24 protein-coding genes are annotated in these 21,719 nt (G+C 63.2%); 5 read left to right on the top strand and 19 right to left on the bottom strand.

Annotated features, from left to right (window positions below; genetic code table 11):
- The first annotated feature begins 7 nt into the window (after positions 1-7).
- Both AB6802_RS02925 and AB6802_RS02930 read left to right on the top strand, forming a co-directional pair.
- Complete coding sequence (locus tag AB6802_RS02925) at positions 8-1,054, top strand: NAD(P)-dependent alcohol dehydrogenase (RefSeq protein ID WP_371008774.1); 1,047 nt, start codon at positions 8-10, stop codon at positions 1,052-1,054.
- A 3-nt stretch (positions 1,055-1,057) separates the two neighbouring features.
- Positions 1,058-2,143 (top strand): ABC transporter ATP-binding protein, encoded by a 1,086-nt coding sequence (locus AB6802_RS02930; RefSeq protein ID WP_371008502.1) that lies wholly within the window; start codon positions 1,058-1,060, stop codon positions 2,141-2,143.
- Between the two features lies 1 nt (position 2,144).
- On the opposite strand, the gene AB6802_RS02935 is transcribed toward AB6802_RS02930, so the two are convergent.
- From AB6802_RS02935 to gcvA, 9 genes are all read right to left on the bottom strand, one after another.
- Positions 2,145-3,731: an FGGY-family carbohydrate kinase gene (locus AB6802_RS02935; RefSeq protein WP_371008503.1), complete on the bottom strand. Its 1,587-nt coding sequence runs from the start codon at positions 3,729-3,731 to the stop codon at positions 2,145-2,147.
- Complete coding sequence (locus AB6802_RS02940; protein WP_371008504.1) at positions 3,728-4,411, bottom strand: HAD family hydrolase; 684 nt, start codon at positions 4,409-4,411, stop codon at positions 3,728-3,730. Before AB6802_RS02940 ends, AB6802_RS02935 begins: the two co-directional genes overlap by 4 nt.
- A 20-nt stretch (positions 4,412-4,431) precedes the next feature.
- Positions 4,432-5,910, bottom strand: a complete 1,479-nt coding sequence (locus tag AB6802_RS02945) for a mannitol dehydrogenase family protein (protein WP_371008505.1) — start codon at positions 5,908-5,910, stop codon at positions 4,432-4,434.
- A gap of 221 nt (positions 5,911-6,131) precedes the next feature.
- Complete coding sequence (locus tag AB6802_RS02950; protein WP_371008506.1) at positions 6,132-7,136, bottom strand: ABC transporter ATP-binding protein; 1,005 nt, start codon at positions 7,134-7,136, stop codon at positions 6,132-6,134.
- Between the two features lie 39 nt (positions 7,137-7,175).
- Complete coding sequence (locus AB6802_RS02955; RefSeq protein WP_371008507.1) at positions 7,176-8,000, bottom strand: carbohydrate ABC transporter permease; 825 nt, start codon at positions 7,998-8,000, stop codon at positions 7,176-7,178.
- 11 nt (positions 8,001-8,011) lie between these two features.
- A complete protein-coding gene (locus tag AB6802_RS02960; protein ID WP_371008508.1) occupies positions 8,012-8,884 on the bottom strand; it encodes a carbohydrate ABC transporter permease in 873 nt (290 codons plus the stop codon).
- A 144-nt stretch (positions 8,885-9,028) separates the two neighbouring features.
- Entirely contained in the window at positions 9,029-10,339 is a 1,311-nt protein-coding gene (locus AB6802_RS02965; protein WP_371008509.1) for a sugar ABC transporter substrate-binding protein, read from the bottom strand.
- Between the two features lie 235 nt (positions 10,340-10,574).
- On the bottom strand, positions 10,575-10,925 hold the full coding sequence (locus AB6802_RS02970; RefSeq protein WP_371008510.1) for a hypothetical protein: 351 nt from the start codon (positions 10,923-10,925) through the stop codon (positions 10,575-10,577).
- A gap of 60 nt (positions 10,926-10,985) precedes the next feature.
- A complete protein-coding gene (gcvA, locus tag AB6802_RS02975) occupies positions 10,986-11,894 on the bottom strand; it encodes a transcriptional regulator GcvA (protein ID WP_371008511.1) in 909 nt (302 codons plus the stop codon).
- A gap of 103 nt (positions 11,895-11,997) precedes the next feature.
- On the opposite strand from gcvA, the gene AB6802_RS02980 reads away from it, so the two are divergent.
- Entirely contained in the window at positions 11,998-12,183 is a 186-nt protein-coding gene (locus AB6802_RS02980; protein ID WP_371008512.1) for a hypothetical protein, read from the top strand.
- A gap of 55 nt (positions 12,184-12,238) precedes the next feature.
- Here the strand turns inward: AB6802_RS02980 and AB6802_RS02985 are convergent, their stop codons facing one another.
- Complete coding sequence (locus AB6802_RS02985) at positions 12,239-13,198, bottom strand: sugar-binding transcriptional regulator (protein WP_371008513.1); 960 nt, start codon at positions 13,196-13,198, stop codon at positions 12,239-12,241.
- A 207-nt stretch (positions 13,199-13,405) separates the two neighbouring features.
- Between AB6802_RS02985 and AB6802_RS02990 the strand changes: the two genes are divergently transcribed.
- On the top strand, positions 13,406-14,038 hold the full coding sequence (locus tag AB6802_RS02990; RefSeq protein WP_371008514.1) for an HAD family hydrolase: 633 nt from the start codon (positions 13,406-13,408) through the stop codon (positions 14,036-14,038).
- Between the two features lie 328 nt (positions 14,039-14,366).
- Here AB6802_RS02990 and AB6802_RS02995 read toward each other — a convergent pair whose 3' ends face one another.
- The 9 genes from AB6802_RS02995 to ureC form a co-directional block, all read right to left on the bottom strand.
- A complete protein-coding gene (locus AB6802_RS02995; RefSeq protein ID WP_371008515.1) occupies positions 14,367-15,134 on the bottom strand; it encodes a class II aldolase and adducin N-terminal domain-containing protein in 768 nt (255 codons plus the stop codon).
- Between the two features lie 74 nt (positions 15,135-15,208).
- Entirely contained in the window at positions 15,209-15,841 is a 633-nt protein-coding gene (ureG, locus tag AB6802_RS03000) for an urease accessory protein UreG (protein WP_371008516.1), read from the bottom strand.
- The gene (locus AB6802_RS03005; protein WP_371008517.1) at positions 15,838-16,278 is read right to left on the bottom strand and encodes a DUF3995 domain-containing protein; all 441 of its coding nucleotides are present in this window, start codon (positions 16,276-16,278) and stop codon (positions 15,838-15,840) included. Before AB6802_RS03005 ends, ureG begins: the two co-directional genes overlap by 4 nt.
- Positions 16,275-16,946, bottom strand: coding sequence for an urease accessory protein UreF (locus tag AB6802_RS03010; RefSeq protein ID WP_371008775.1), 672 nt, complete (start codon positions 16,944-16,946; stop codon positions 16,275-16,277). The genes AB6802_RS03005 and AB6802_RS03010 overlap by 4 nt, the downstream gene beginning before the upstream one ends.
- On the bottom strand, positions 16,939-17,502 hold the full coding sequence (gene ureE, locus AB6802_RS03015) for an urease accessory protein UreE (RefSeq protein ID WP_371008518.1): 564 nt from the start codon (positions 17,500-17,502) through the stop codon (positions 16,939-16,941). Before ureE ends, AB6802_RS03010 begins: the two co-directional genes overlap by 8 nt.
- Positions 17,499-18,104 carry a glutathione S-transferase family protein gene (locus AB6802_RS03020; RefSeq protein ID WP_371008519.1) on the bottom strand — a complete coding sequence of 202 codons (606 nt, stop codon included), beginning with the start codon at positions 18,102-18,104 and terminating at the stop codon, positions 17,499-17,501. Before AB6802_RS03020 ends, ureE begins: the two co-directional genes overlap by 4 nt.
- Positions 18,105-18,148: 44 nt before the next feature.
- Positions 18,149-18,742: a hypothetical protein gene (locus AB6802_RS03025; protein WP_371008520.1), complete on the bottom strand. Its 594-nt coding sequence runs from the start codon at positions 18,740-18,742 to the stop codon at positions 18,149-18,151.
- 61 nt (positions 18,743-18,803) lie between these two features.
- Complete coding sequence (locus AB6802_RS03030; protein WP_371008521.1) at positions 18,804-19,298, bottom strand: DUF29 domain-containing protein; 495 nt, start codon at positions 19,296-19,298, stop codon at positions 18,804-18,806.
- Between the two features lie 64 nt (positions 19,299-19,362).
- The gene (gene ureC / locus AB6802_RS03035) at positions 19,363-21,075 is read right to left on the bottom strand and encodes an urease subunit alpha (RefSeq protein ID WP_371008522.1); all 1,713 of its coding nucleotides are present in this window, start codon (positions 21,073-21,075) and stop codon (positions 19,363-19,365) included.
- A 194-nt stretch (positions 21,076-21,269) separates the two neighbouring features.
- Between ureC and AB6802_RS03040 the strand changes: the two genes are divergently transcribed.
- A complete protein-coding gene (locus AB6802_RS03040) occupies positions 21,270-21,641 on the top strand; it encodes a hypothetical protein (protein ID WP_371008523.1) in 372 nt (123 codons plus the stop codon).
- Positions 21,642-21,719: the final 78 nt, after the last annotated feature.

The following is a 21,719-nucleotide window of genomic DNA, read 5'->3' on the forward strand; positions in this document are numbered from 1 at the left end:
TACCCCGATGCGGGCACTGGTGCTTGAAGAAAAAGGCAAACTGTCGCTGCGCGAGATCGCGCTGCCGCTGGATGTCGGTGCGGACGACGTCAAGATCGCCATCCACACGGTCGGCGTCTGCGGCAGCGACGTGCACTATTACACGCATGGCGCCATCGGCAGCTATGTCGTGCGGGCGCCGATGGTGCTCGGCCACGAAGCCGCGGGAACGGTCGTCGAGGTCGGCGCCAATGTCGAGGCATTCAAGGTCGGCGACCGCGTCTGCATGGAACCCGGCGTGCCGAACCTTGCGTCGCGCGCGACGAAGCTCGGCATCTACAATGTCGATCCGGACGTCCGCTTCTGGGCAACGCCGCCGGTGCATGGGGTGCTCGCGCCCTACGCCGTTCACCCCGCGGCCTTCACCTACAAGCTGCCGGACAACGTCTCCTTCGCCGAGGGCGCGATGGTCGAGCCCTTCGCCATCGGCATGCAGGCGGCAACGCGTGCCCGGATCGTTCCAGGCGATGTCGCCGTCGTCGTCGGCTGCGGCCCGATCGGCATCATGATCGCCTTGGCCGCGCTGGCGGGCGGCTGCTCCAAAGTGCTGATCTCCGACTTTTCGGCCCCGAAGCTGGCAATCGCCGCGCAATATGCCGGGATCGAGCCGGTCAATATCGGCGAGCAATCGCTGGCCGACGCCGTCGCGGCGGCGACCGACAATTGGGGGGCCGACATCGTTTTTGAGGCGAGCGGCAGCCCGAAGGCTTTTGCCGACCTGTTCGGCGTGGTGCGGCCGGGTGGCGCGGTGGTGCTGGTCGGGCTGCCGGTCGAGCCGGTCAGCCTCGACGTGCCGGCGGCGATCGCCAAGGAAGCGCGCATCGAAACCGTGTTCCGCTACGCCAACATCTTCGACCGGGCGCTGCAACTGATCGCGTCCGGCAAGGTCGATCTCAAGCCACTGATCACCGGCACCTATGATTTTTCCGACAGCATCAAGGCGTTCGAACGGGCGGCCGCCGGCAACCCGCAGGACGTCAAGCTGCAAATCCTGGTCACTGGCGAGAAGGGATAAGAGATGTCCGCGATCGTCTGCTCCCATGTCGACAAGGCCTATGGCGCCACGACCGTCATCCGCGACCTCAACCTGACGATCGAGGAGCACGAATTCGTCGTCTTCCTCGGCCCGTCCGGCTGCGGCAAGTCGACCTTGCTCAGGATGCTGGCCGGGCTGGAGGAGATCAGCGGCGGCGAGGTCTCGATCGGCGGCAAGGTGGTCAACGATCTCGAACCCGGCGACCGCGGCATCGCCATGGTGTTCCAGAACTACGCGCTCTATCCGCATATGACGATCTTCGACAACATCGCCTTCGGGTTGAAGCGGCAGAAGGTGCCGGCGGCCGAGATCAAGAAGCGCGTCGAGGCGGTCGCCAGGACGCTTGGCCTCGACCCTTATCTCGGCCGCAAGCCGACGGAGCTTTCCGGCGGCCAGCAGCAGCGTGTGGCGATCGCTCGCGCCATGATCAAGACGCCGAAAGTGTTCCTGTTCGACGAGCCGCTGTCCAACCTCGACGCCAAGCTGCGCAACCACATGCGCATCGAGATCGCCAGGCTGCATCAGTCGCTGAAGACGACCACCGTCTATGTCACGCATGATCAGTTGGAGGCGATGACGTTGGCGGATCGCATCGTGCTCCTGAAGGACGGCGTCATCGCCCAGATCGGCTCGCCGGCGGAAATCTATCGTCGACCCGGAAATCTGTTCGTGGCCGGCTTCATCGGCACGCCGAACATGAATTTCATCGAGGTGACGGTCACCCACGCCCGAGACAGTTGGATGCTAACGGGTGCTGGCACCGTGCTTTCGATGGACGGCTCGGATTTCCATCTCCACGATGGCGACCGCGCCGTCCTCGGCATCCGGCCCCCAGACCTGAAAACGGCCGGCGCCGGCGCCGCCAACATACTGCAAGGCACCGCCGACCTTATCGAATTCCACGGCAATGACGCGCTGGTGACATTTGGCTCCGGCGGCAAGGAGGTCAGCGCCCTGGTGCCGGCCCGCGAGTGCCCGGCGCTGCGCGCGCCTGTCCGCTACACCTTCGATGAGGAAAGCATCCACCTCTTCGACGCAACGACCGGCCTGTCGCTGCGCAAGCCATAGACTAACTGATCGCGTCAAGCATCCGCCGCTGGCGGTGCATTTCGAGGAAAATGCGGTAGTCGCGGTCGAAGCGAGCGCCGGCGGCCTTGTTGGGCGCGCGCGTCTTGCCGCCTTGCTGCATGGCAACGCAAGCCGCGTTGAGGTCGGGATAAAGCCCTGCGGCGGTGGCCGCCACCATGCCGGTGCCGAGCAGCACCGCTTCGTCGGCCAGCGGCTCGACCACGGTGCAGCCGGTGGCGTCGGCGTAGAGTTCCATCAATAGCGGGTTCTTGGTGTGGCCGCCGGTGACATGCAGCGTATCGATCAGATAGCCGTTCTCGTTCAGCGCATCGAGCACATGGCGCACGCCGAGCGCGATGCCGACGGCGGTGCGCCAGTAGAGCTTGCAAAGACTGTCGAAGGAGGCGTCCAGCGTCAGGCCGCTGATGACGCCGACGGCATGCGGATCGGCGAGCGGCGAGCGGTTGCCGTGGAAATCCGGCAACACATGCAGCCGGGCCGCCAGCGCATCGCCGTCCTCGGCGCGCAATTCGGCGACACGGCCTGCGATCTTCATATGCATGGCCGCATCCGGCTCGCCGCCGGCGCCGTGCAAGCGGATGATGTGGTCGAGCAAGGCGCCGGTGGCCGACTGGCCGCCTTCCGCAAGCCAGAGCTTCGGCAACGCCGCGCCGTAATATGGGCCCCAGACGCCGGCGAAGGGTTGCGGATCGGGCGACATCGCCATGACGCAGGACGAGGTGCCGGCAATCAGCGCCAGGTGCCGGCTGATATCCTGCTGGTCGCCGGCAAAGCCGCCGAGAACGCCGAGCGCGCCGGCATAGGCGTCGATAACGCCGGCGCCGACCCGGCATTTTTCGGTCAAACCGAGATCGGCGGCCGCCTCGGCCGTCAACGGACCGATATCGGCCCCGACCGCGCTGGCCTTCTCGGGCAGATTGCCGTGCGCGAACAGGTCGTCCAGGCCAACGAGGTCGAAGAAATCGCGACGCCAGCTCGTTTCTTCATGCGCGAGATAGGTCCATTTCGCCGTCAGCGTGCATTGCGAGCGGGCGAGCGAGCCTGATGCCTTCCAGGTCAGGAAATCGGCGAGATCGAATAGATAGCCGGCTTCATTCCACGTCTTCGGCAGGTTCCGCTTCAGCCACATCAGCTTCGGCGTCGCCATTTCCGGCGACATGACGCCGCCGATATAGTCGAGCACGACATGGCCGCTTGCCGTGCATTCATCGGCTTCGGCGATGGCGCGATGGTCGAGCCAGACGACGGTGTCCCAGCGCTTCTCGCCGGTGACGGAGGCGCTGAGCTGGTCGCCGTTCCTGTCGCGAACGACGAGCGAACAGGTGGCGTCGAAGGAGATGCCGGCAATACTGTCGGCGGCGACGCCGGATTTTTGCAGGGCGCCGCGCACGGCCTTGCACACGGCCGACCAGATATCTTCCGAATCGTGCTCGGCGTGATCGGGCTTGGGCTGGTGCATGGCGATCGGGTGATCGGCCCGGCCGAGCAGGTTGCCGGCAGAGTCGAGAATGCCCGCGCGAGCGCTCCCGGTGCCGACATCGACCGCGCAAACGAAACTCTTCGTCAAGATGCTTTTTCTCTCGCTCCCAGGCCTGCAATCAGATCGGGCAATTGCAGCATGTCAGCGAATATAAAGTCCGGTTCGGTCGACGCAAGCCGCGCTTTCAAGCCGGGATTGCCGGCATGCGAACCGCCGGTGAAGGCAAAGACGCGCATGCCCGCGGCACGCGCCGCGGCAACGCCGGCGGGGCTGTCCTCGATGACCAGGCAATCGCGCGGATGCGCGCGCATCGAGGCGGCGGCGTGCAGGAAAAGATCCGGCGCCGGCTTGCCGCGCCGAACCATGGTGGCGCTGAACAGATGCGGCTCCAGAAAGGCGAGCAGGCCGGTGACGTCGAGGGCGTAGCGGATGCGCTCCAGCGTTCCGGACGAGGCGACACAAACGGGCAGGCCGAGCTTCGGCAAGGTTTCCGCGATGCCCGGGATCGGCTTCAGTTCCTCGCGGAACTTGCGCATCAAGTCGACGCGCATGGCGGTCAGATGCTGGTCGCTGATCTCTATGCCGAAATCGCGGCCGAGGATCTCGCGCACGCTTTTCATGCTCTTGCCGAGAAAATGCTCGTAGGCGGCGTCCTCGCTGACGGCGCCGCCGGCGCGCTCGATCATGCCGAGCAGCGCCGATACCGAGAGTGCTTCGCTGTCGACCAGAACGCCGTCGCAGTCGAAGATGACCAGTTGCGGCGTCATGGCTGTTGCTTCCGGTGCTTTCAGAGCTTGCCGGCGAGATAACGCGTCAATGTTTCGCGCGCGCCATTCGCCCACAGCACCTTCAGCGCATGGCCAAAAGCTTCCCCAAAAACGGCTGAGCGGCCGACATCGCCATAGATGTCTTCCATGGCAAGCCAGGCCTTCGGATCGTCCTTCGCTGCCTTCGCGGTCGCCTGCATGCGGTCCCAGCTCGGATCGTTCGGCTCGATGACGGCGCCGCTGTCGGTGGCGCCGAAGCAGTAGCGGCACCAGAGCGCCGATTCCAGCGCCAGTCCGGCGACGCTTTTGCCCGCCTTCAGCCGGTCGGCGATCGTCGGGATGATGAATTTCGGCTGGCGGTTGGAGCCGTCGAGGCAAAGCCGGCGGATGGTGTCGCCGATCTTTGGGTTGGAAAAGCGGCGTTCGATGAGCTGATAGTAGTCCTCGAGGTCGGTATTCGGCACCGGCGGCACGGTCGGGATGATCTCGTCATGCTCGAGCTTGGCGAGAAAATCACGCACCAGCGGCTCCTGCATCGCCTCATGGACGAAATGGATGTCCATCAGCCCGGCCGGATAGGCGATTGTGGCGTGGCCGCCGTTGAGGATGCGGATCTTCATCAGCTCGTAAGGCGAGACATCCTTGACGAACTGCACGCCGACCTTTTCCAGCGCCGGGCGGCCGGCGGTGAAATGATCCTCCAGCACCCATTGCTTGAACGGCTCGCAGAACACCGGCCAAGCGTCTTCCAGGCCGAAATCGTCGGCGAGAATCTTGCGCTCGCGGTCGGTGGTGGCCGGCGTGATGCGGTCGACCATGCCATTCGGGAACGCGACATGATCGCCGACCCAGTTGGCGAGATCCTCGTCGATCAGCCGGGCGAGGCCGATGACGCCATCGGACGTGACATGGCCGTTGTGGGGGATGTTGTCGCAGGACATGACCGTGAACGGCACGATGCCGTCGGCGCGACGGCGCAACAGGCCGGCAAGGATGATGCCGAAAACGGTCTTCGGCGCCGCGCCCGGCCGTGCATCGGCGACGATGTCGGGATGGGCCGGATTGAACTTGCCCGAGGCCGGATCGATGAAATAGCCGCCTTCGGTGATGGTCAGCGATACGATCTTGATCGCCGGATCGGCGAGCTGTTCGATGATCGCCTGCGTATCGCCGGGCATCAGGAAATCGATCATGGCGCCAGTGACGCGGGCGCTCATATGGCCCTGGTCCTGCTCGACGACAGTGGTCAGCCAATCCTGTTCCTGCAGCTTGGCGCGGCCGATCTTTTCACCTTCGAACACACCGGCGCCGATCAGTGCCCAGTCGTGGCCTTCGCCGGTTCCAAACAGGTCATCCAGATAGATGGCCTGGTGCGAACGATGGAAATTGCCGACGCCGAAATGGACGATACCCGCCTTGAGCGAGGCGCGGTCATACTTTGGACCGGAGACCTTCGAAGGAAGCCTGGCGAGGTTCGAGGAAGAGAGTTTCACGGTCATCTCATATACCCTTTGGCCGACCTGCAGCCCGACTGTTTTGCCTCCTTGGGTGAGCGAGGATGAGGGACAGCATCCGGTGTTCCAGCGTGCTGTCCCTCACCTGCCCCGCGGCGTCTTCTCCGGAGGAAAGAGAGAAGCGCCTTCCCCCTCAACTGATCGTCTTCAGCTCGTCTCGATACCGTGCGCCGATCCGGTGATCGGCGCCGATTTGCCTTTCAACGTCACTGCGCCAGAGCCTTGCCGTCGGCGCCGAAGCGATGCAGCTTGGTCTTGTCCGGCGTCAGATAGACGACATCGCCATGCTTCACGGCAACCTCGCCGTCGGCGCGGACATTGATCGTGCCGATGCCGTCGGCTTGGGCGTGCAGGAAGGTGTCGGAGCCTAGATGCTCGGCAACACCGACCGTCGCTTTCCAATCGCCGGAGGTGGTCGAGATGTTGATGTGCTCGGGCCGGATGCCGATGGTCTTGGCGCCGTATTTGTCGGCCGGCGCGCCTTCGATAAGGTTCATCTTGGGCGAGCCGATGAAGCCGGCGACGAACAGGTTCTTCGGCGTCTTGTAGAGCTCCATCGGCGAGCCGACCTGCTCGATGTTGCCGGCATTGAGCACGACAATCTTGTCGGCCATCGTCATGGCTTCGACCTGGTCGTGGGTGACGTAGATCATCGTCGTCTTCAGCTGATGGTGCAGCTCGCTGATTTCGAGCCGCATGGTGCCGCGAAGCGCGGCATCGAGGTTGGACAGCGGCTCGTCGAACAGGAAGGCGGTCGGCTGGCGCACGATGGCACGGCCGATGGCGACGCGCTGACGTTGGCCGCCGGAAAGCTGGCCGGGACGGCGTTCGAGGTAGTTGGTGAGGTTGAGCACCCGCGCCGCGTCCGCCACTTTCTTGTCGATGGTCGCCTTGTCTTCGCCAGCCATCTTCAGCGGGAAGCCGATGTTCTTGGCCACCGTCATATGCGGGTAGAGCGCGTAGGACTGGAACACCATGGCAAGCTTGCGCTTGGCCGGCGCCTCGCCGGTGACGTCGCGACCATCGATGTTGATGGTGCCGCCGCTGGTGTCCTCCAACCCGGCGATCAGGCGCAACAGCGTGGACTTGCCGCAACCGGAGGGGCCGACGAAGACGACGAACTCGCCATTCTCGATCACCAGATCAAGGCCGGGGATGATCGACGTCGATCCGAAGGACTTGGAGACGTTCTTGAGCGTGATATTTCCCATGGTTTCCTCCCGGGGATTTCGTCGGCCGTTTGCGGTCTTCTACTTCACGGCGCCAAAGGTCAGGCCGCGCACCAGTTGCTTCTGGCTGAACCAGCCCATGATCAGGATCGGCGCGATGGCCAGTGTCGAGGCCGCTGAAAGCTTGGCCCAGAACAGGCCTTGCGGGCTGGAGAAGGAACTGATGAAGGCGGTGAGGGGTGCGGCGTTGGTGGTGGTGAGCCGGATCGTCCAGAACGCTTCGTTCCAGGCCAGGATGATGTTCAACAGCATGGTCGAGGCGATGCCCGGCACTGCCATGGGTGTCAGCACATAGATGATCTCGTTCCACAGCGACGCGCCATCCATGCGTGCCGCTTCCAGGATCTCGCCGGGGATTTCGCGGAAGTAGGTGTAGAGCATCCACACCACGATCGGCAGGTTGATCAGCATCAGCATGACCATCAGGCCGATGCGGCTGTCGAGCAGTCCGAGATTGCGGAAGATCAGGTAGATCGGGAACAGCACGGCGACCGCCGGCATCATCTTGGTGGACAGCATCCACATCAGGATGTCCTTGGTCCGCTTGGTCGGCGAGAAGGCCATCGACCATGCCGCCGGAATGGCGACGAGCAGGGCCAGGATGGTCGAGCCGACCGAGAGCAGCACCGAGTTCAGGAAGAACTTGAAGTAGCCGCTCTGCGCCTGGACCTCCGAATAGCTCTCGAAGGTTCCCGATGGGATCAAATTGAAGCCCTGGATCGCCTCCTGTTCCGACTTGAACGAGGTGATGATCGTGTAAAGGATCGGAAAGAAGATCAGCAGGGCGACGATCCAGGCCGCGGCCGTGGCAATGGTCTTGTGCTGGGTGGTGACTGCGCGTGCCATCTTGTCCTCCCTTACTTGTCCAGGTTCTTGCCGACGGCGCGCATGGCGAAGAAGGCAACGATGTTGGCGAGAATGACGGCGATGACACCGCCAGCGGATGCCTGGCCGATTTTGAACTCCAGCAGCGCCTTCTGGTAGACGAGGAAGGGCAGGTTGGTGGAGGCATAGCCCGGGCCGCCATTGGTGGTGACCAGGATCTCGGCATAGACCGAGAGCAGGAAGATGGTCTGGATCAGGATGACGACGGTGATGGCGCGCGACATATGCGGCAGCGTCAAATACCAGAAGCGGCTGAGGAAGCCGGCGCCGTCCATCTCGGCCGCCTCCTTCTGCTCGCCGTCGAGCGACTGCAGCGAGGTCAGCAGGATCAGCGTTGCGAAGGGCAGCCACTGCCAGGCCACGATGATGATGATTGCCGTGAGCGGATATTGCCCGAACCAGTCGATCGGTTGCAGGCCGAAGAAGCGCGCAATATCGGCAAAGACGCCGTATTGCGGGTGCATGATCATGTTCTTCCAGACCAATGCGGCGACCGGTGGCATGACGAAGAACGGTGAGATCACCAGGATGCGCACGATGCCCTGGCCCCACATCGGCTGGTCGATGAGCATCGCCAGAAGGATGCCGCCGACCACGGTGATGACCAGCACGCTGACGACGATGGTAAGCGTGTTGAGGATCGACTGCAGGAAGGCCGGGTTGGAATAGAACAGCGCGTAGTTGGAGAAGCCGACGAAGCCGTCGCGCATCGGGTTCAGCGGATTGTACTGCTGGAACGAGAACCACAGCGTGAAGGCCAGCGGCACGATCATCCAGACAAACAGCAGCACCACGGATGGGGCCATCATGAAACGGGCAAGCGAACGGGTTTGCTGAGTAGCCATGACGGTCACCCTCCCAAGGTCAGCCAGGTTTTGCAGAACTGTGCCAGAATTTTCCCGATTTTGAAAAGTGGCCGCCCGAACTGGGTTTCGGGCGGCCCCTTGCCGGTCATGATACGCGACCGGCTTTCGGCACCGGGAGGAGCCTTACTTGATATAGCCGCCTTCGGTCATTGCCGCGGTGGCTGCGTCCTGGGCCTGCTTGAGCGCGTCGTCGACGCTCGACTGGCCGGCAAGTGCGGCCGAGAAGAGCTGGCCGACGGTGGTGCCGAGGCCCTGGAATTCAGGGATGGCGACGAACTGCACGCCGACATACGGCACCGGCTTGACGGTCGGATGCGTCGGGTCGGCGGCGTTGATGGAGTCCAGCGTCATCTTGGCGAAGGGCGCCGCCTTCTGGTAGTCGGCATTGGCGTAGAGCGAGGAGCGCGTGCCAGGAGGCACGTTGGCCCAGCCTTCCTTCGCAGCGACCAGCTCGGCATAGTGCTTGCTGGTTGCCCAGGCGACGAACTTCTCCGCCGCGTCAGCCTTCTGCGTGCCGGCCGGAATGGCCAGAGACCAGGCCCACAGCCAGTTGCCGCGCTTGCCGAGGCCGTTGTCCGGCGCCAGCGCATAACCGACCTTGTCGGCGACGGTCGAGTTCTTCGGGTCGGAGACGAAGGAAGCGGCGACGGTGGCGTCGATCCACATGCCGCACTTGCCCTGCTGGAACAGGGCCAGGTTCTCGTTGAAGCCGTTGGACGAGGAGCCCTCCGGGCCATCGGCCTTCATCAGGTCGACATAGAACTGCAGCGTCTTCTTCCATTCGGGCTGATCGAACTGCGGCTTCCAGTTCTCGTCGAACCAGCGGGCGCCGAAGGAGTTCGACATGGCGGTCAGGAAGGCCATGTTCTCGCCCCAGCCGGCCTTGCCGCGCAGGCAGACGCCATTCACGCCATTGGCGCGGTCGGTCATCTTGTCGGCGGCCTGCTTGATGAAGTCCCAGGTCGGGGCATCGGGCATCTTGAGGCCGGCCTTGTCCATCAGGTCCTTGCGGTACATGACGAAGGAGCTCTCGCCATAGAAGGGCGCGGCATAGAGCTTGCCGTCGACCGAGAGGCCGCCGGCGATGGCCGGAATGATGTCCTTGGCGTCGTAGTCGTCGCCGAGCTTGTCGAGCGGCAGGAGCCAGCTCTGCTTGGCCCAGATCGGAACCTCGTAGGTGCCGATGGTCATGACGTCGTACTGGCCGCCCTTGGTGGCGATGTCGGTGGTGACGCGCTCGCGCAACACGTTCTCTTCGAGCGTGACCCAGTTGAGCTGGATATCGGGATTGGCCTTGGTGAAGTCGTCCGTCAGCTTCTGCATGCGGACCATGTCGCCATTGTTGACGGTGGCGATGGTGATGGATTCGGCATGTGCGGCGAAAGCGAGAGCGCTGGCCGACAACAAGCCCAAAGTGAGCGTGCGCAGTTTCATGAATTCCTCCCATAAACCAAAGTGAGCATTTGCCTTGGCTATGGGCAATTACTCACTTGATATGAATTATGTCAAGGCGGAATCGATGCTGCAATGCAGCACGACCGGACGATAAAGGCATTGGCCGGCAGGCGTCCGGCACAGGGGTAAGTGGAAACGAACAGGAGTGCGGGCTTAGCCCACCGGCTCAAGGAACATGTCGGTGAAAAGCGACCGCGCGAATCCGCCGGCGGCTTCATCCGTGCGGTGGATATCCGCCAATGCGAAACGCAAAGACCTGTCCGTCGCGAAGCTGCCTGCCCACGCTCGACGTCTCCGTCACCCTGATCCAGTTGGGCTCGTCCTTGCGCAGGGTGACTTCACGGTTGACGGCCAGCGCGGCAGCCTGGAAGGCGGTGAACGCGCGGATGACATGGGTCGCCCGGACGGTGTCGTTTTCCATTTCCTCGACACGATAGGCTTTCATCGACCAGGCCACCTCGCGGATCAATCCTGATTCCCCGGTCGATTGATCCAAGGCGACTTGAGTAGCGGCAAGCGCGCGGCCGGCGCGGACGATGATGTCGACAGTGTTTTTCCAGGCCATGGTTAACCGGAGCATCGCCCCTTGAGCGCCAGCCGCCAGGAACTGCCGCGAGCCTGACGCCTACCGGCAGGCGATCTCGGCCAGGATCCAGTCGCGAAAAGCGCGTATCTTGGGCACATTACGGCGCGCCGTTGGATAGACCAGCCAATAAGCATGGCCATCGTCGCCGACGAAGTCGAAGGGTTGGATGAGGCGGCCGTCGGCCAGTTCGTTCTTGAACAGCGCCCTGGTGAGGATTGCCACGCCGTGGCCGGCGATCGCGGCATTCGCCTCATAGGCCTGTGCGCCCATGCTTGAGCCCGGCCGCCTGGCAAGATCGTGCGCGTCCACGCCGGTGGCCTCGAACCACTGGGTCCACCAGATGTCGCCGGGGTCGAGGATCGGCAGGCGCAGAAGGTCCGCCGGTTCCTTGAGGCCACCGATGCTTGCCGCGAGCTTCGGGCTCAGCATCGGCGTGAAATCGGCGTCGAGCAATTTGTGCGCCTCCAGCCCCGGCCACTTGCCGCCGCCGGAGCGGATCGCGAGATCGACATCTTCGCGGGCGAAGTCGGTCAGGCGGCTCGACGTGTCGAGCCGGACGGCAAGGGCCGGATGGGCGAGCTGGAACGCGCCCAGATGCTGCGCCAACCAATTCGATGCGAAGGTCAGCACCGTGGTGACGCATAGCAGCCCGTCGGCGCCGCCACGCGCCGCGGCATAGGCCTGGCCCAGAATGGCGAAGGCTTCGCTGACGGCGGGCGCCAGGCGCTGTCCGGGCTCGGTCAATTCGATCTGCCGTGGACGGCGCAGGAACAATGGCGCGCCGATGCGCTCCTCGAGCAGCTTGATCTGGTAGCTGGCGGCCGCCTGGGTCATGCCGAGCTCTTGCGCCGCCTTGGTGAAGGAAAGATGCCGGGCCACGGCCTCGAACACCTTGATCGCCTGCAGCGGCGGCAGCTGCGCGAGCTGCGGGGGGTTCAGATCAGGCATAAGGCCTCCTTATGGGTCATGATCGAGGTTTGATTGGAAGCACGAACCAGCCAACCCGATATTTGGGGTCGACGATCAATCCAATTCAAGCAGGTGGACGATCATGACCACAGTACAGGAAAAGCTCGTTTCCAACGCGACGCCCAGCTGGCTTTCCCTGCTGGTGCGTGAGTTCTCGCGTCTTACCGGTCGCAGACGCAACCATGTCGACGTCCGCTACCTGTCGGAACACCTGCAGCGCGACATGGGTTTTCTCGACGGCAACGATCCGCGCGGGCCCCGTCGATAGGCGGATGTTGTTTTCGGTGCGTTCGGCGGATAGCTTGAGCCTGGAAGCTCGGAGATCATGCGCCTGCAAGCAAGGCTTCCGCCGTCCGCTCGTCGGTAATGAGGCCGTTGACCAGCCGGCGGTTGACCGCCGCCAGAATGCCCGGCAGCTTGCGCTCGCCCATGGCCAGAGCAATGACCAGCGATCTTTCGCGCGACGGCAGTGAGGCGGACGACACACGGTCATTGGTGATGCCTTCGATCATGCGGCCTTCGCGATCGAACACCCAGCCGACGATCTCGGCGATGCCGCCTGCTTTCTGCAGCGCCTTCAACTCGCTTTCGGAAATGAAGCCGTCCTCATAAAGTGGCGCCTTCGGGCCGAGGTCGCCGATGCCGACGAAGGTGACGTCGGCTTCCGCCGCCAGCGCCAGCGTCGGCTGGATCATCGGCTGGTTGAGCAGCATCTCGCGCTCTTCCGGAGAAGACGCGATGACCGGCAACGGCATCGGGAAGGAGCGCGCCTTGACGCGATCGGCCATGGTGAAGATGACGTTGTAGAAGGCGGCGGAGCCGTCGGGCGAGATGTTGCCGGTCAAGGACACTACCTTGTGCTGCGGGCATTCCATCGGCGGCAATTGCTCGATGGCGGCTTTCAGCGTGCGCCCGGTGCCGATCGCCATGACGATGGGCGCTTCCGAGCGCAGCCGGCGCTCGATCTCGGCCGCGGCCGCCTCGGCAATCCCGATCGTCGTCGAGGACGACGTCGGATCGCTCGGCACGACTTCGACCAGGTCGAGCGCGAAACGCGATTTCAGCCGAGACCCAAGATCGAGGCAATTGGCGATCGGATGATCGACGCGCACCTTGATCAGGCCTTCGGACATGGCGAGCGACACCAGCCGCTGCGCCGTCTGCCTGGAAATGCCTAGCTTCGCCGCGATCTGGTCCTGCGTGTTGCCGGCAACATAATAGAGCCAGCCGGCGCGCGCGGCGTCGTCCAACCTGGTGCTGCCGGTTTCCTGTCGCGAACTCAACGTCCTGCCTCCCAGCCCGTGCCATGTCGGCAAGGGCGCTATAGCTTACAAGGAATATGCAGATGCGCAATTGTCTGTCAAAAGAGCAATTGCTTGCTCGCATCATACGCTGCCGCAAGATCGTTCGGACCTTGCTCCGGCCATTTGCGGCGGGACGGTTTATCTCGACGACGAAACGCATTAAGTGATCGGGCAAAGGAGCCTCGCATGACGCCGAAAGCGGTTTTCTGGGACATGGATGGAACGCTGGTCGACAGCGAGCCATTGCATGCGGCAGCACTTGCGGCGGCCTTGCGCAGCGTCGGCATTGCCCCGCCGCACGACCTGCATGAGCGGGTACTGGGTATCGCCGCATGGCCGGTCTACGAGATGCTGCGCGACCAGTTCGGTCTGTCACTGCCGTTCGACGACTGGATCGTGCGCAAATACGATCACTATCTGCCGATGGCCGAGACGCTGAAGCCGCGCCCCGGCGCGATCGAGGTGTTCAACGAATTGCGGGCGCTCGGCGTCGAACAAGCCGTGGTGTCGAATTCCGACCGGCTGATTGTCGACGCCAATCTGACCGCCGTAGGCCTCACTTATCCAGGCATGCTAACGGTCAGCCGCAACGATGTGATCGACGGCAAGCCGCTTCCCGAGCCCTTCCTGCGCGCCGCCTATCTGGCCGGAGTCGAGCCGGCAGACGCATTTGCCGTCGACGACAGCCTCACGGGCGCCATGGCCGGGCTGGCGGCCGGCATGAAGACGATCTTCTGGCCAGAAGCGCCGATGGCAGGACCGCCTGGCGCGATCGTGATCAACAGCGCTGAGGAATTGCGGGCGCAATTGGGACTCTGAGCTGGCCCTACCGACGTCGGCGCTGCCCCTCATCCGCCCTTCAGCATGGCGCATGTATTGCCCAATCTCGCGCTGATCGACCCCCACTCCGTCTCGGCTTCGCCGAGCCACCTCTCCCCCGATCGACGGGGTAGAGGAAAGGCGCCAAGCTTTTTGCCGTCAACGCTCGTCCAGCAACGCTCCCTTCCTTTCCCTCCGGAGGGGGGAAAGGTGGCGCTGCGAAGCAGCGACGGATTGGGGGAACGCCTGGCAATCAAGCTTTGAGCCGATCCGTTACGCTAGCCACAGAAGACGTGTGCGTAGCGTAAACGGCGAGAAGGATGGCCGCTCAATTCCGATACACCGGCTCTTCCTCGTCGAGAATGGCCTTGAGTTCGGCCAGGTGGCGGTCGGCCTGGCCGGGGTAATCGTCCATTTCGCGCGCGGTCTTCTCGGCGATCTCGTCGGAAAGCGTGCGCAGCGGCCGTCCGGTCCATAGCGCCTTGATGTAGGTCTCGGCGGCGCGCTCGAAATAGAACATGCGGTTGAAGGCATCGGCGACGGTGTCGCCGATGACCATGACGCCGTGATTGCCCATCACCATCACCTTGACCTTGGGATCGGTGAGCAGTTGCGAGCAGCGCTCGCCCTCTTCCTCGAAGGCCAGCCCGCCATAATGGGCGTCGACGACATGGCGGTTGAAGAACATGGCCGAGTTCTGATCGACCGGCGGCAGTGTCGAGTCGGCCAGCGAGGCGAGCACCGTGGCGTGGATCGAATGAACATGCATGGCGCAGCGCGCATGCGGCACATTGCGGTGGATGGCGCCGTGCAGACCCCAGGCCGTCGGATCGGGCGCGTTGGGACCGGTGAGCGTTTCGGGATCGTTGGCGTCGATCAGCAGCAGATCGCTCACCTTGATGCGCGAGAAATGCACCTGGTTCGGGTTCATCAGAAACTTCGTGCCGTCCTCGTTGACCGACAGCGAGAAGTGATTGGCGACCGCCTCATGCATGTTGAGCCGCGCCGTCCAGCGGAACGCCGCGGCGAGATCGACCCGCTCCTCGTAATAAGGCAGGTTGGTCAATTGTTCTTTCTGCAGACGGGCAAGGCTCATCGAAAATCCTCCGGTTTGCCAAACAATGCCGTGCGCAAGGCCGACCAGCAACCGCAAACTGGTATGTCAGGCGATCAGGCCGCCGGGCGAGCCGATTGCAGCCCACCATGCTCGACAATAAAATCGATGACTTCCTGCAGGCCCTTGCCGCGCGACAGGTCTGTGAAGCCGAAGGGACGCTTGCCGCGCATGCGGCCGGCATCCGATTCCATGACGTCGAGGTTCACGTTCACATAGGGCGCCAGGTCGCTCTTGTTGATGATGAGGAAATCCGAGCGGGTGATGGCCGGGCCGCCCTTGCGCGGAATCTCCTCGCCCTGACAGACCGAGATGACATAGAGCGTCAGATCGGCGAGATCCGGCGAGAAGGTGGCGGCGAGATTGTCGCCGCCAGATTCGATGAAGATGATGTCGAGATCGGGGAACTTTTTGTTCAGCTCGGCAATCGCCCGCAAATTGATCGAGGCGTCCTCGCGAATGGCCGTGTGCGGGCAGCCGCCGGTCTCGACCCCGACGATGCGTTCTTCGGGCAATGCTTGCAGCCGCGCGAGCATCATGGCGTCTTCCTTGGTGTAGATGTCGTTGGTGACGACGGCGATCGAGAAGTCGTCACGCAGCGCCTTGCAGAGCTTTTCGGTGAGCGTCGTCTTGCCGGAACCGACGGGACCGCCGATGCCGATGCGAAGGGGACCGTTGGCTTGGGTCATGCCGGAAACTCCGTGATTGCGAGGATTGCGAAGCCCGCCCCGATCAGCAGACAGAGCGGCGAATAAAGGCGCTGGTCGAGCCGGGCGAAAGGCTGTTCGGGGGCAAGTTTGCGCCACCAAGACGTGAAGCCGGCAATGCCGCGCCCGAGAAAGACGAGACCGATCATCAACGCCGTTGCGGCCAGCCCTTCCCTTGGAAAGGGCGTGGCGAACACGCCTGCAAGCGCCAGTGGCCAGAGCGTCGCGAGCGCCAGGCAAGCAGCGACCGCGAAGCTCGCAACGGCCGAGGGCATCTCGTCGACACCGCGAAAGCCAACGACGGCGTGGGCGCAGGACGCCTGATCCGTGCCCGGCCAGATTCCGCCAAGGCCCCAATAGACATGCAGCGAGGTGATTATGAGCAGGACGAATGAAAGGGCATAAGCAAGCAAGGTCATGACCGAAACAGGCGTGAGTATTGGGTTTCGTGCCGCATCGCCATTATGTCGGACATGAAAGCCGAGCCGCCGAGATCGTCAAGGCTGGAGGTGGCAGCCCGAGCGGCCGTCGACAACGCAAGCCGTTCAAAGCCGGCTAACAACGCCGTGGCGTCGACCTGGCCAACGACACCCAGTCTGATCGCCGCCTGCACGAGATTGGAGAAGAAAGCCTGCAGGAAGGCGGACAACGCGTCCTGAAGTGCAATGCGATGGCTGCCCGCCACAGCGCCGATGGCAACGCAATAGGGGCAATCGGCAGGCAATTGTTCAAGCACCAGGGACGGCCAGGCGGACGCCGCCTTGAGGAACGCCGCGCCTTGCAGCATCGTCTCCATATGGCGCTCCTGCGAGCCGGCCAGCGCTTCGGCCAAAGTGGCGACCTCCGTGAGGTCACCGCCGTCCCGCGCGCGGCGCCAGCTTTCGGCGAACAGCACGGCGTCGTTCCAGCCTGAGCCTATCTCGACCAGCGTCTCCAGCCATTCGGCGAGATCCCGGCGGTTGCCGATCAGCTCGTCATGGACGGCGCGCTCGAGGCCATGGCTGTAGGAGAAGCCGCCGATCGGGAAGGCCGGCGACAGCCAGGCCATCAACCGCAACAGGGAGACGTTGGAAGGCTGCTCAGTCATGGTGATGGCCATGGTCATGGTGATCATGATCGTGATGGTCGTGGCCATGATGATCGTGATCGTGGTGGTCATGCGCATGATCGTGGCCATGCCCGGAATAGGCGCCGCGCACCGGACTGAAGGGCTCGGACACCTCAACCACCGTGGCGCCGAGACCTTCGAGCATCGCCTTGATGACGTGATCGCGCAGGATGAGGATGCGGTTCGGCTCGATCGCCGCCGCGAGATGACGGTTGCCGATGTGCCAGGCAAGCTCCGTCAAATGCACGGCGTCGCGGGCGCGGATGTCGTAAACCTCCTCGGGTGCGGCGACGATCTCGAGCTGGCGGCCGTCCTCCAACACCAGCCGGTCGCCATTGCCGAGCGCCACCGGTTCGGGCAGGTCGACCAGCACCTTGTCGCCGGCTGCCGTCTCGATGGCGCGGCGGCGCAGATGCCGCTCGTCATGGGCGAGCACCGCCCTGTCATAGGGCGCCGCCGAGACAGCTTCGCCGGCTGCAAGCACCGAGACGGCGCGCGGGAACTTGGTGAAATCGGTGTTGATGTTGAGTTTCATCCCATTGCTCCGCCATTGGCCTGCGCCCGCGCGCGAGCGGGACGTGATAACACGCGGTCGAAATAGGCGTCGACGCGTTCGGATTCGATCGGGAAGCGGCCGGCGCGCGCCCAGCCGCCCATGTCGCCAAGCAGCACGTCGACGGCCGAGAACCGATCGCCCAACGCAAAGGGCTTGTCGCCAAGCCGGCGATCCAGCGCCTTCACCTCGGCGACGAAATCGTAAGCCGCGGCCGGACCGACATCGACCCTGACGTCCTTCGGCAGCAGGAAACGGTGGCGCAGCTTGTTCCACAGCGGTGCTTCGAACTCGCTCTGAGCGAAATGCATCCAGGAATCCATTTCGGCGCGGCCGGCGAGGCCGAGATTGGCGCCCATGCCTTTGTCGGCGTGCTTGTCGGCGAGATAGACGCAGATCGCCGCGGAATCGGTAATCGTCAGGTCGTCGTCGATCAGGATCGGCACCTTGCCCGATGGATTCAGCGCATAGGCTTCCGGCGAGCGCAATTTGACCTCGACGAATTCATAGGGCTGCCCGAGTTCCTCCAGCATCCACAGCACGCGGCTGACCCGGGATCCGCGCGATCCGACAGCCTTGTACATGGTTGGACCCTGCCTTTCCCTGGACTCTAGACCATCCGCCACAGTCATACGATGGTGTCGAAGAGCCGCAGGATGAACGATATCTGGTAGATCAGCGCCGCCGCGACGAAGGCGACGTGGAAGCGGCGGTCGCGCACCAGGATTGCGGCAATGCAGAACGCGACGAAAACCGGTGTGCGGAACAGATATTCGTTGCCGAAACGGGCGAAATGCTCCGGACCTTTGAGCAGCGTGTCGACGACGTCGAGCAGATAGGTCGCCGCCAGCAGGCCGAAGAACCAGGCGCGGCGTGAGTAGAAATAGTCCTCGTAGCTGGTGTAATCGAGCATCGAATCCGGGAACAGCAACGCGCACAGCAGGAACAGCGTGATGGCGTAGAAAATGATGAACAGGTATTTGCCGAAGGTCCAGGTCTGGATGGCATAGAGCCCGAACTCCCACCACCAGAAATGCACCATCATCAACAGCACCGAGCCGACCCAGGCCAGATGCACTGCGTAAAGCCGGTACTGGCCAGGATGCTGGACGATGCGGGCGACGCCGGAGAGCAGCCGCGTGACACCAAGGCCGATCACCATGCCCATGACGATTCGGATATGTGGGAAGATATCGTGCGGAGAGGCTATTTCGGTGGCCATGGGCAACTAGCAGGTCTCTCGACGCAATGAAGTCAGCGGCGGACCGATTCAAAGTGATGTTTCATTCACGGATAAGCTTGTCCGAGGACCAAGGGATGCCTGGGAAAAAATCGTGATCGAGAATTTGGTTGATCGTGTACGGGCAATCCACGGGAAAATCCCGTTCTCTCAGACCGGTCTCATCAACCGCCTTCAGCCTCGCTATTTTAAACTCCTGACCGAGTTGTTTTTGCGGATAACCTTTCAGGCTAGGACTCTCGTCGAGGAGATTTTCGATGCGAAATCGCTGTTCGTGGATCGTCGCCAGCCATCCGGTTTTGCGTTTCTCGGGCTGGAATTCCCATTTGAGCAAATGTTGAAGCAACGTGCCCAACCTGTTCGCAATTTCCCTTTTGTCACTCCGCCCCAAACTCTCGATCTCCTCGGCAAGGTTCTCGCGGTCGAGGTCGGAGAGACGACCTTCGCGCAGCAGCGCGCCCTGCTCGGCGCACCACTGAGCATAATCGGCCTCATAAGGTGTAGGCTTATGCCGGCGCTGTATCTGGATCTTGTTCATCACCACATAATGCGCCGTTTTCGACCACAAGCCAATCGCGGGCCTGCCAACCTTCGGTCCAGCATCAAAACAGAAAATACCTCTGCGCCATCGGCAGCACCGTCGCCGGCTCGCAGGTCAGGAGTTCGCCGTCGGCGCGCACCTCATAGGTCTCGGGATCGACCTCGACATGCGGTGTGGCGTCATTGAGCACCATGGAATGCTTGCCGATGCCGCCGCGGGTGTTTTCGACCGCGACCATCGCCTTGTCCACACCAAGCCTCGCCTGCAGGCCGGCATCGAAGGCGGCCCTGGAGACGAAGGTCACCGACGAATTGGTCAGCGCCTTGCCGTAGGCGCCGAACATCGGCCGGTAGTGCATCGGCTGCGGCGTCGGGATCGAGGCGTTGGGGTCGCCCATGGGTGCTGCCGCGATCATGCCGCCGACCAGCACCATTTCGGGTTTCACGCCGAAGAAAGCCGGGTTCCACAGCACCAGATCGGCGCGCTTGCCGACGGTGATCGAACCGATCTCCTTCGACAGGCCATGCGCGATGGCCGGATTGATCGTGTATTTGGCGATGTAGCGGCGGACCCGGAAATTGTCGTTGTCGCCGGTTTCGTGCGGCAGCGACCCGCGCTGGCGCTTCATCTTGTCGGCCGTCTGCCAGGTGCGGATCGCCACTTCGCCGACACGGCCCATGGCCTGGCTGTCCGATGAGATGATCGAGAAGGCGCCGAGGTCGTGCAGGATATCCTCCGCCGCGATCGTCTCCTTGCGGATGCGGCTTTCGGCAAACGCGATGTCCTCGGGGATCGACGGCGACAGATGGTGGCAGACCATCAGCATGTCGAGATGCTCTGCCAGCGTGTTCACGGTGTAAGGCCGGGTCGGATTGGTCGAAGACGGGATGACGTTGGGCAGGCCGCAGACCCTGATGATGTCGGGCGCATGGCCGCCACCGGCGCCTTCGGTGTGGAAGGCATGGATGGTGCGGCCCTTGATCGCCGCGACGGTGTTTTCGACAAAGCCGGATTCGTTCAGCGTATCGGTGTGGATCATCACCTGGACGTCGTAAGCGTCGGCGACCGACAGGCAGCAGTCGATGGCCGCCGGCGTCGTACCCCAGTCCTCATGCAGCTTCAGCGAACAGGCGCCGGCCAGCACCATTTCCTCAAGCGCCGCCGGCTGCGAGGCATTGCCCTTGCCCGACAGGCCGATGTTCATCGGGAAAGCGTCGAAGGACTGGATCATGCGCGCGATGTGCCAGGGGCCGGGCGTGCAGGTGGTGGCCAAGGTGCCGTGCGCCGGACCGGTGCCGCCGCCAAGCATGGTGGTGACGCCGCTCATCAGCGCTTCCTCGATCTGTTGCGGGCAGATGAAATGGATGTGCGCGTCAAAACCGCCGGCCGTCAGGATCTTGCCTTCACCGGCAATGATTTCCGTGCCCGGGCCGATGATGATGGTGACGCCGCTTTGCGTGTCCGGATTGCCGGCCTTGCCGATCGCGGCGATGCGGCCGTCCTTGAGGCCGATATCGGCCTTGATGATGCCGGCCAGCGCATCGACGACCAGCGCGTTGGTGATGACGGTATCGACCGCGCCGCCTGCCCGCGCCACCTGGCTCTGGCCCATGCCGTCGCGGATGACCTTGCCGCCGCCGAACTTCACTTCCTCGCCGTGAACGGTAAAATCCTTCTCGACCTCGATGAAAAGTTCGGTGTCGGCCAGGCGCACCTTGTCGCCGACCGTCGGGCCATACATCTGCGCATAGGCGGCGCGGGTTATTCTGCCCATCAGCGACTGCTCCTGAAAGTGAGATTGGTTAAGCGTGGGGCGCACATTGTCGCCATCCAATGGTCACGCAATGACCCGCCCAGCGACACCTTGCGTTCCCATTTGGACGTTCCCCTCGGGCGGTTCACGCGGGCGGGGCCATTCCAGGACGACGATTTGCCAAACTGATGGCCAAACTGATGGAAGGAATATCCATGCGCAAAACGATAATTTTCACTGCGGCCGCCACGCTGATGATGGCTGGCGCCGCCAGTGCCCAGCAATCCACGCCGACGCCGAGCCCGTCTCCGGCCGCACCCGCCGCTCCGAAGGCTCAGGCGGTGCCGGCGATCCAGAGCGTCAGCATTGTCGACATCACCGAATTGCCCAAGGATACGCAGACACAGGTCAACCAGATCGTGGCGCAGCGCGGCGACGCCGGCCTGCAGACGCTGCGTCAATCGATCGAGGCTACGCCCAAAGTGAAGTCCGCACTGCAGGCCAAGGGAATGAGTTCGGCACAGGTCATCGCCGCCAGCCTGCAGCCCAGCGGGGCGCTGACGCTGATCACCAAGAAGGCGAGCTGATTTCGCGCGGTGGCGGGCCCGACGCGGGTCCGCCGGCGCCATATGCAAGGGAACTTCTGCCTGAGACGAGTCGTTTGG

This window comes from Mesorhizobium sp. RCC_202 (assembly GCF_041355295.1).
In the GTDB taxonomy this organism is placed as follows: domain Bacteria; phylum Pseudomonadota; class Alphaproteobacteria; order Rhizobiales; family Rhizobiaceae; genus Mesorhizobium.

Excerpts from the sequence above, each read along its gene's own strand:
- AB6802_RS02990 (WP_371008514.1), top strand. The coding sequence starts at position 13,406 with ATGACGCCGAAAGCGGTTTTCTGGGACATGGATGGAACGCTGGTCGAC.
- AB6802_RS02965 (WP_371008509.1), bottom strand. The coding sequence starts at position 10,339 with ATGAAACTGCGCACGCTCACTTTGGGCTTGTTGTCGGCCAGCGCTCTC.
- ureG (WP_371008516.1), bottom strand. The coding sequence starts at position 15,841 with ATGACCCAAGCCAACGGTCCCCTTCGCATCGGCATCGGCGGTCCCGTC.
- AB6802_RS02970 (WP_371008510.1), bottom strand. The coding sequence starts at position 10,925 with ATGGCCTGGAAAAACACTGTCGACATCATCGTCCGCGCCGGCCGCGCG.
- gcvA (WP_371008511.1), bottom strand. The coding sequence starts at position 11,894 with ATGCCTGATCTGAACCCCCCGCAGCTCGCGCAGCTGCCGCCGCTGCAG.
- AB6802_RS02960 (WP_371008508.1), bottom strand. The coding sequence starts at position 8,884 with ATGGCTACTCAGCAAACCCGTTCGCTTGCCCGTTTCATGATGGCCCCA.
- AB6802_RS02955 (WP_371008507.1), bottom strand. The coding sequence starts at position 8,000 with ATGGCACGCGCAGTCACCACCCAGCACAAGACCATTGCCACGGCCGCG.
- AB6802_RS03040 (WP_371008523.1), top strand. The coding sequence starts at position 21,270 with ATGCGCAAAACGATAATTTTCACTGCGGCCGCCACGCTGATGATGGCT.
- AB6802_RS03025 (WP_371008520.1), bottom strand. The coding sequence starts at position 18,742 with ATGGCCACCGAAATAGCCTCTCCGCACGATATCTTCCCACATATCCGA.
- AB6802_RS02940 (WP_371008504.1), bottom strand. The coding sequence starts at position 4,411 with ATGACGCCGCAACTGGTCATCTTCGACTGCGACGGCGTTCTGGTCGAC.
- AB6802_RS02950 (WP_371008506.1), bottom strand. The coding sequence starts at position 7,136 with ATGGGAAATATCACGCTCAAGAACGTCTCCAAGTCCTTCGGATCGACG.
- AB6802_RS02925 (WP_371008774.1), top strand. The coding sequence starts at position 8 with ATGCGGGCACTGGTGCTTGAAGAAAAAGGCAAACTGTCGCTGCGCGAG.
- AB6802_RS02945 (WP_371008505.1), bottom strand. The coding sequence starts at position 5,910 with ATGACCGTGAAACTCTCTTCCTCGAACCTCGCCAGGCTTCCTTCGAAG.
- AB6802_RS02995 (WP_371008515.1), bottom strand. The coding sequence starts at position 15,134 with ATGAGCCTTGCCCGTCTGCAGAAAGAACAATTGACCAACCTGCCTTAT.
- AB6802_RS03020 (WP_371008519.1), bottom strand. The coding sequence starts at position 18,104 with ATGTACAAGGCTGTCGGATCGCGCGGATCCCGGGTCAGCCGCGTGCTG.
- AB6802_RS03030 (WP_371008521.1), bottom strand. The coding sequence starts at position 19,298 with ATGAACAAGATCCAGATACAGCGCCGGCATAAGCCTACACCTTATGAG.
- AB6802_RS02980 (WP_371008512.1), top strand. The coding sequence starts at position 11,998 with ATGACCACAGTACAGGAAAAGCTCGTTTCCAACGCGACGCCCAGCTGG.
- AB6802_RS03005 (WP_371008517.1), bottom strand. The coding sequence starts at position 16,278 with ATGACCTTGCTTGCTTATGCCCTTTCATTCGTCCTGCTCATAATCACC.
- ureC (WP_371008522.1), bottom strand. The coding sequence starts at position 21,075 with ATGGGCAGAATAACCCGCGCCGCCTATGCGCAGATGTATGGCCCGACG.
- AB6802_RS03010 (WP_371008775.1), bottom strand. The coding sequence starts at position 16,946 with ATGACTGAGCAGCCTTCCAACGTCTCCCTGTTGCGGTTGATGGCCTGG.
- ureE (WP_371008518.1), bottom strand. The coding sequence starts at position 17,502 with ATGAAACTCAACATCAACACCGATTTCACCAAGTTCCCGCGCGCCGTC.
- AB6802_RS02930 (WP_371008502.1), top strand. The coding sequence starts at position 1,058 with ATGTCCGCGATCGTCTGCTCCCATGTCGACAAGGCCTATGGCGCCACG.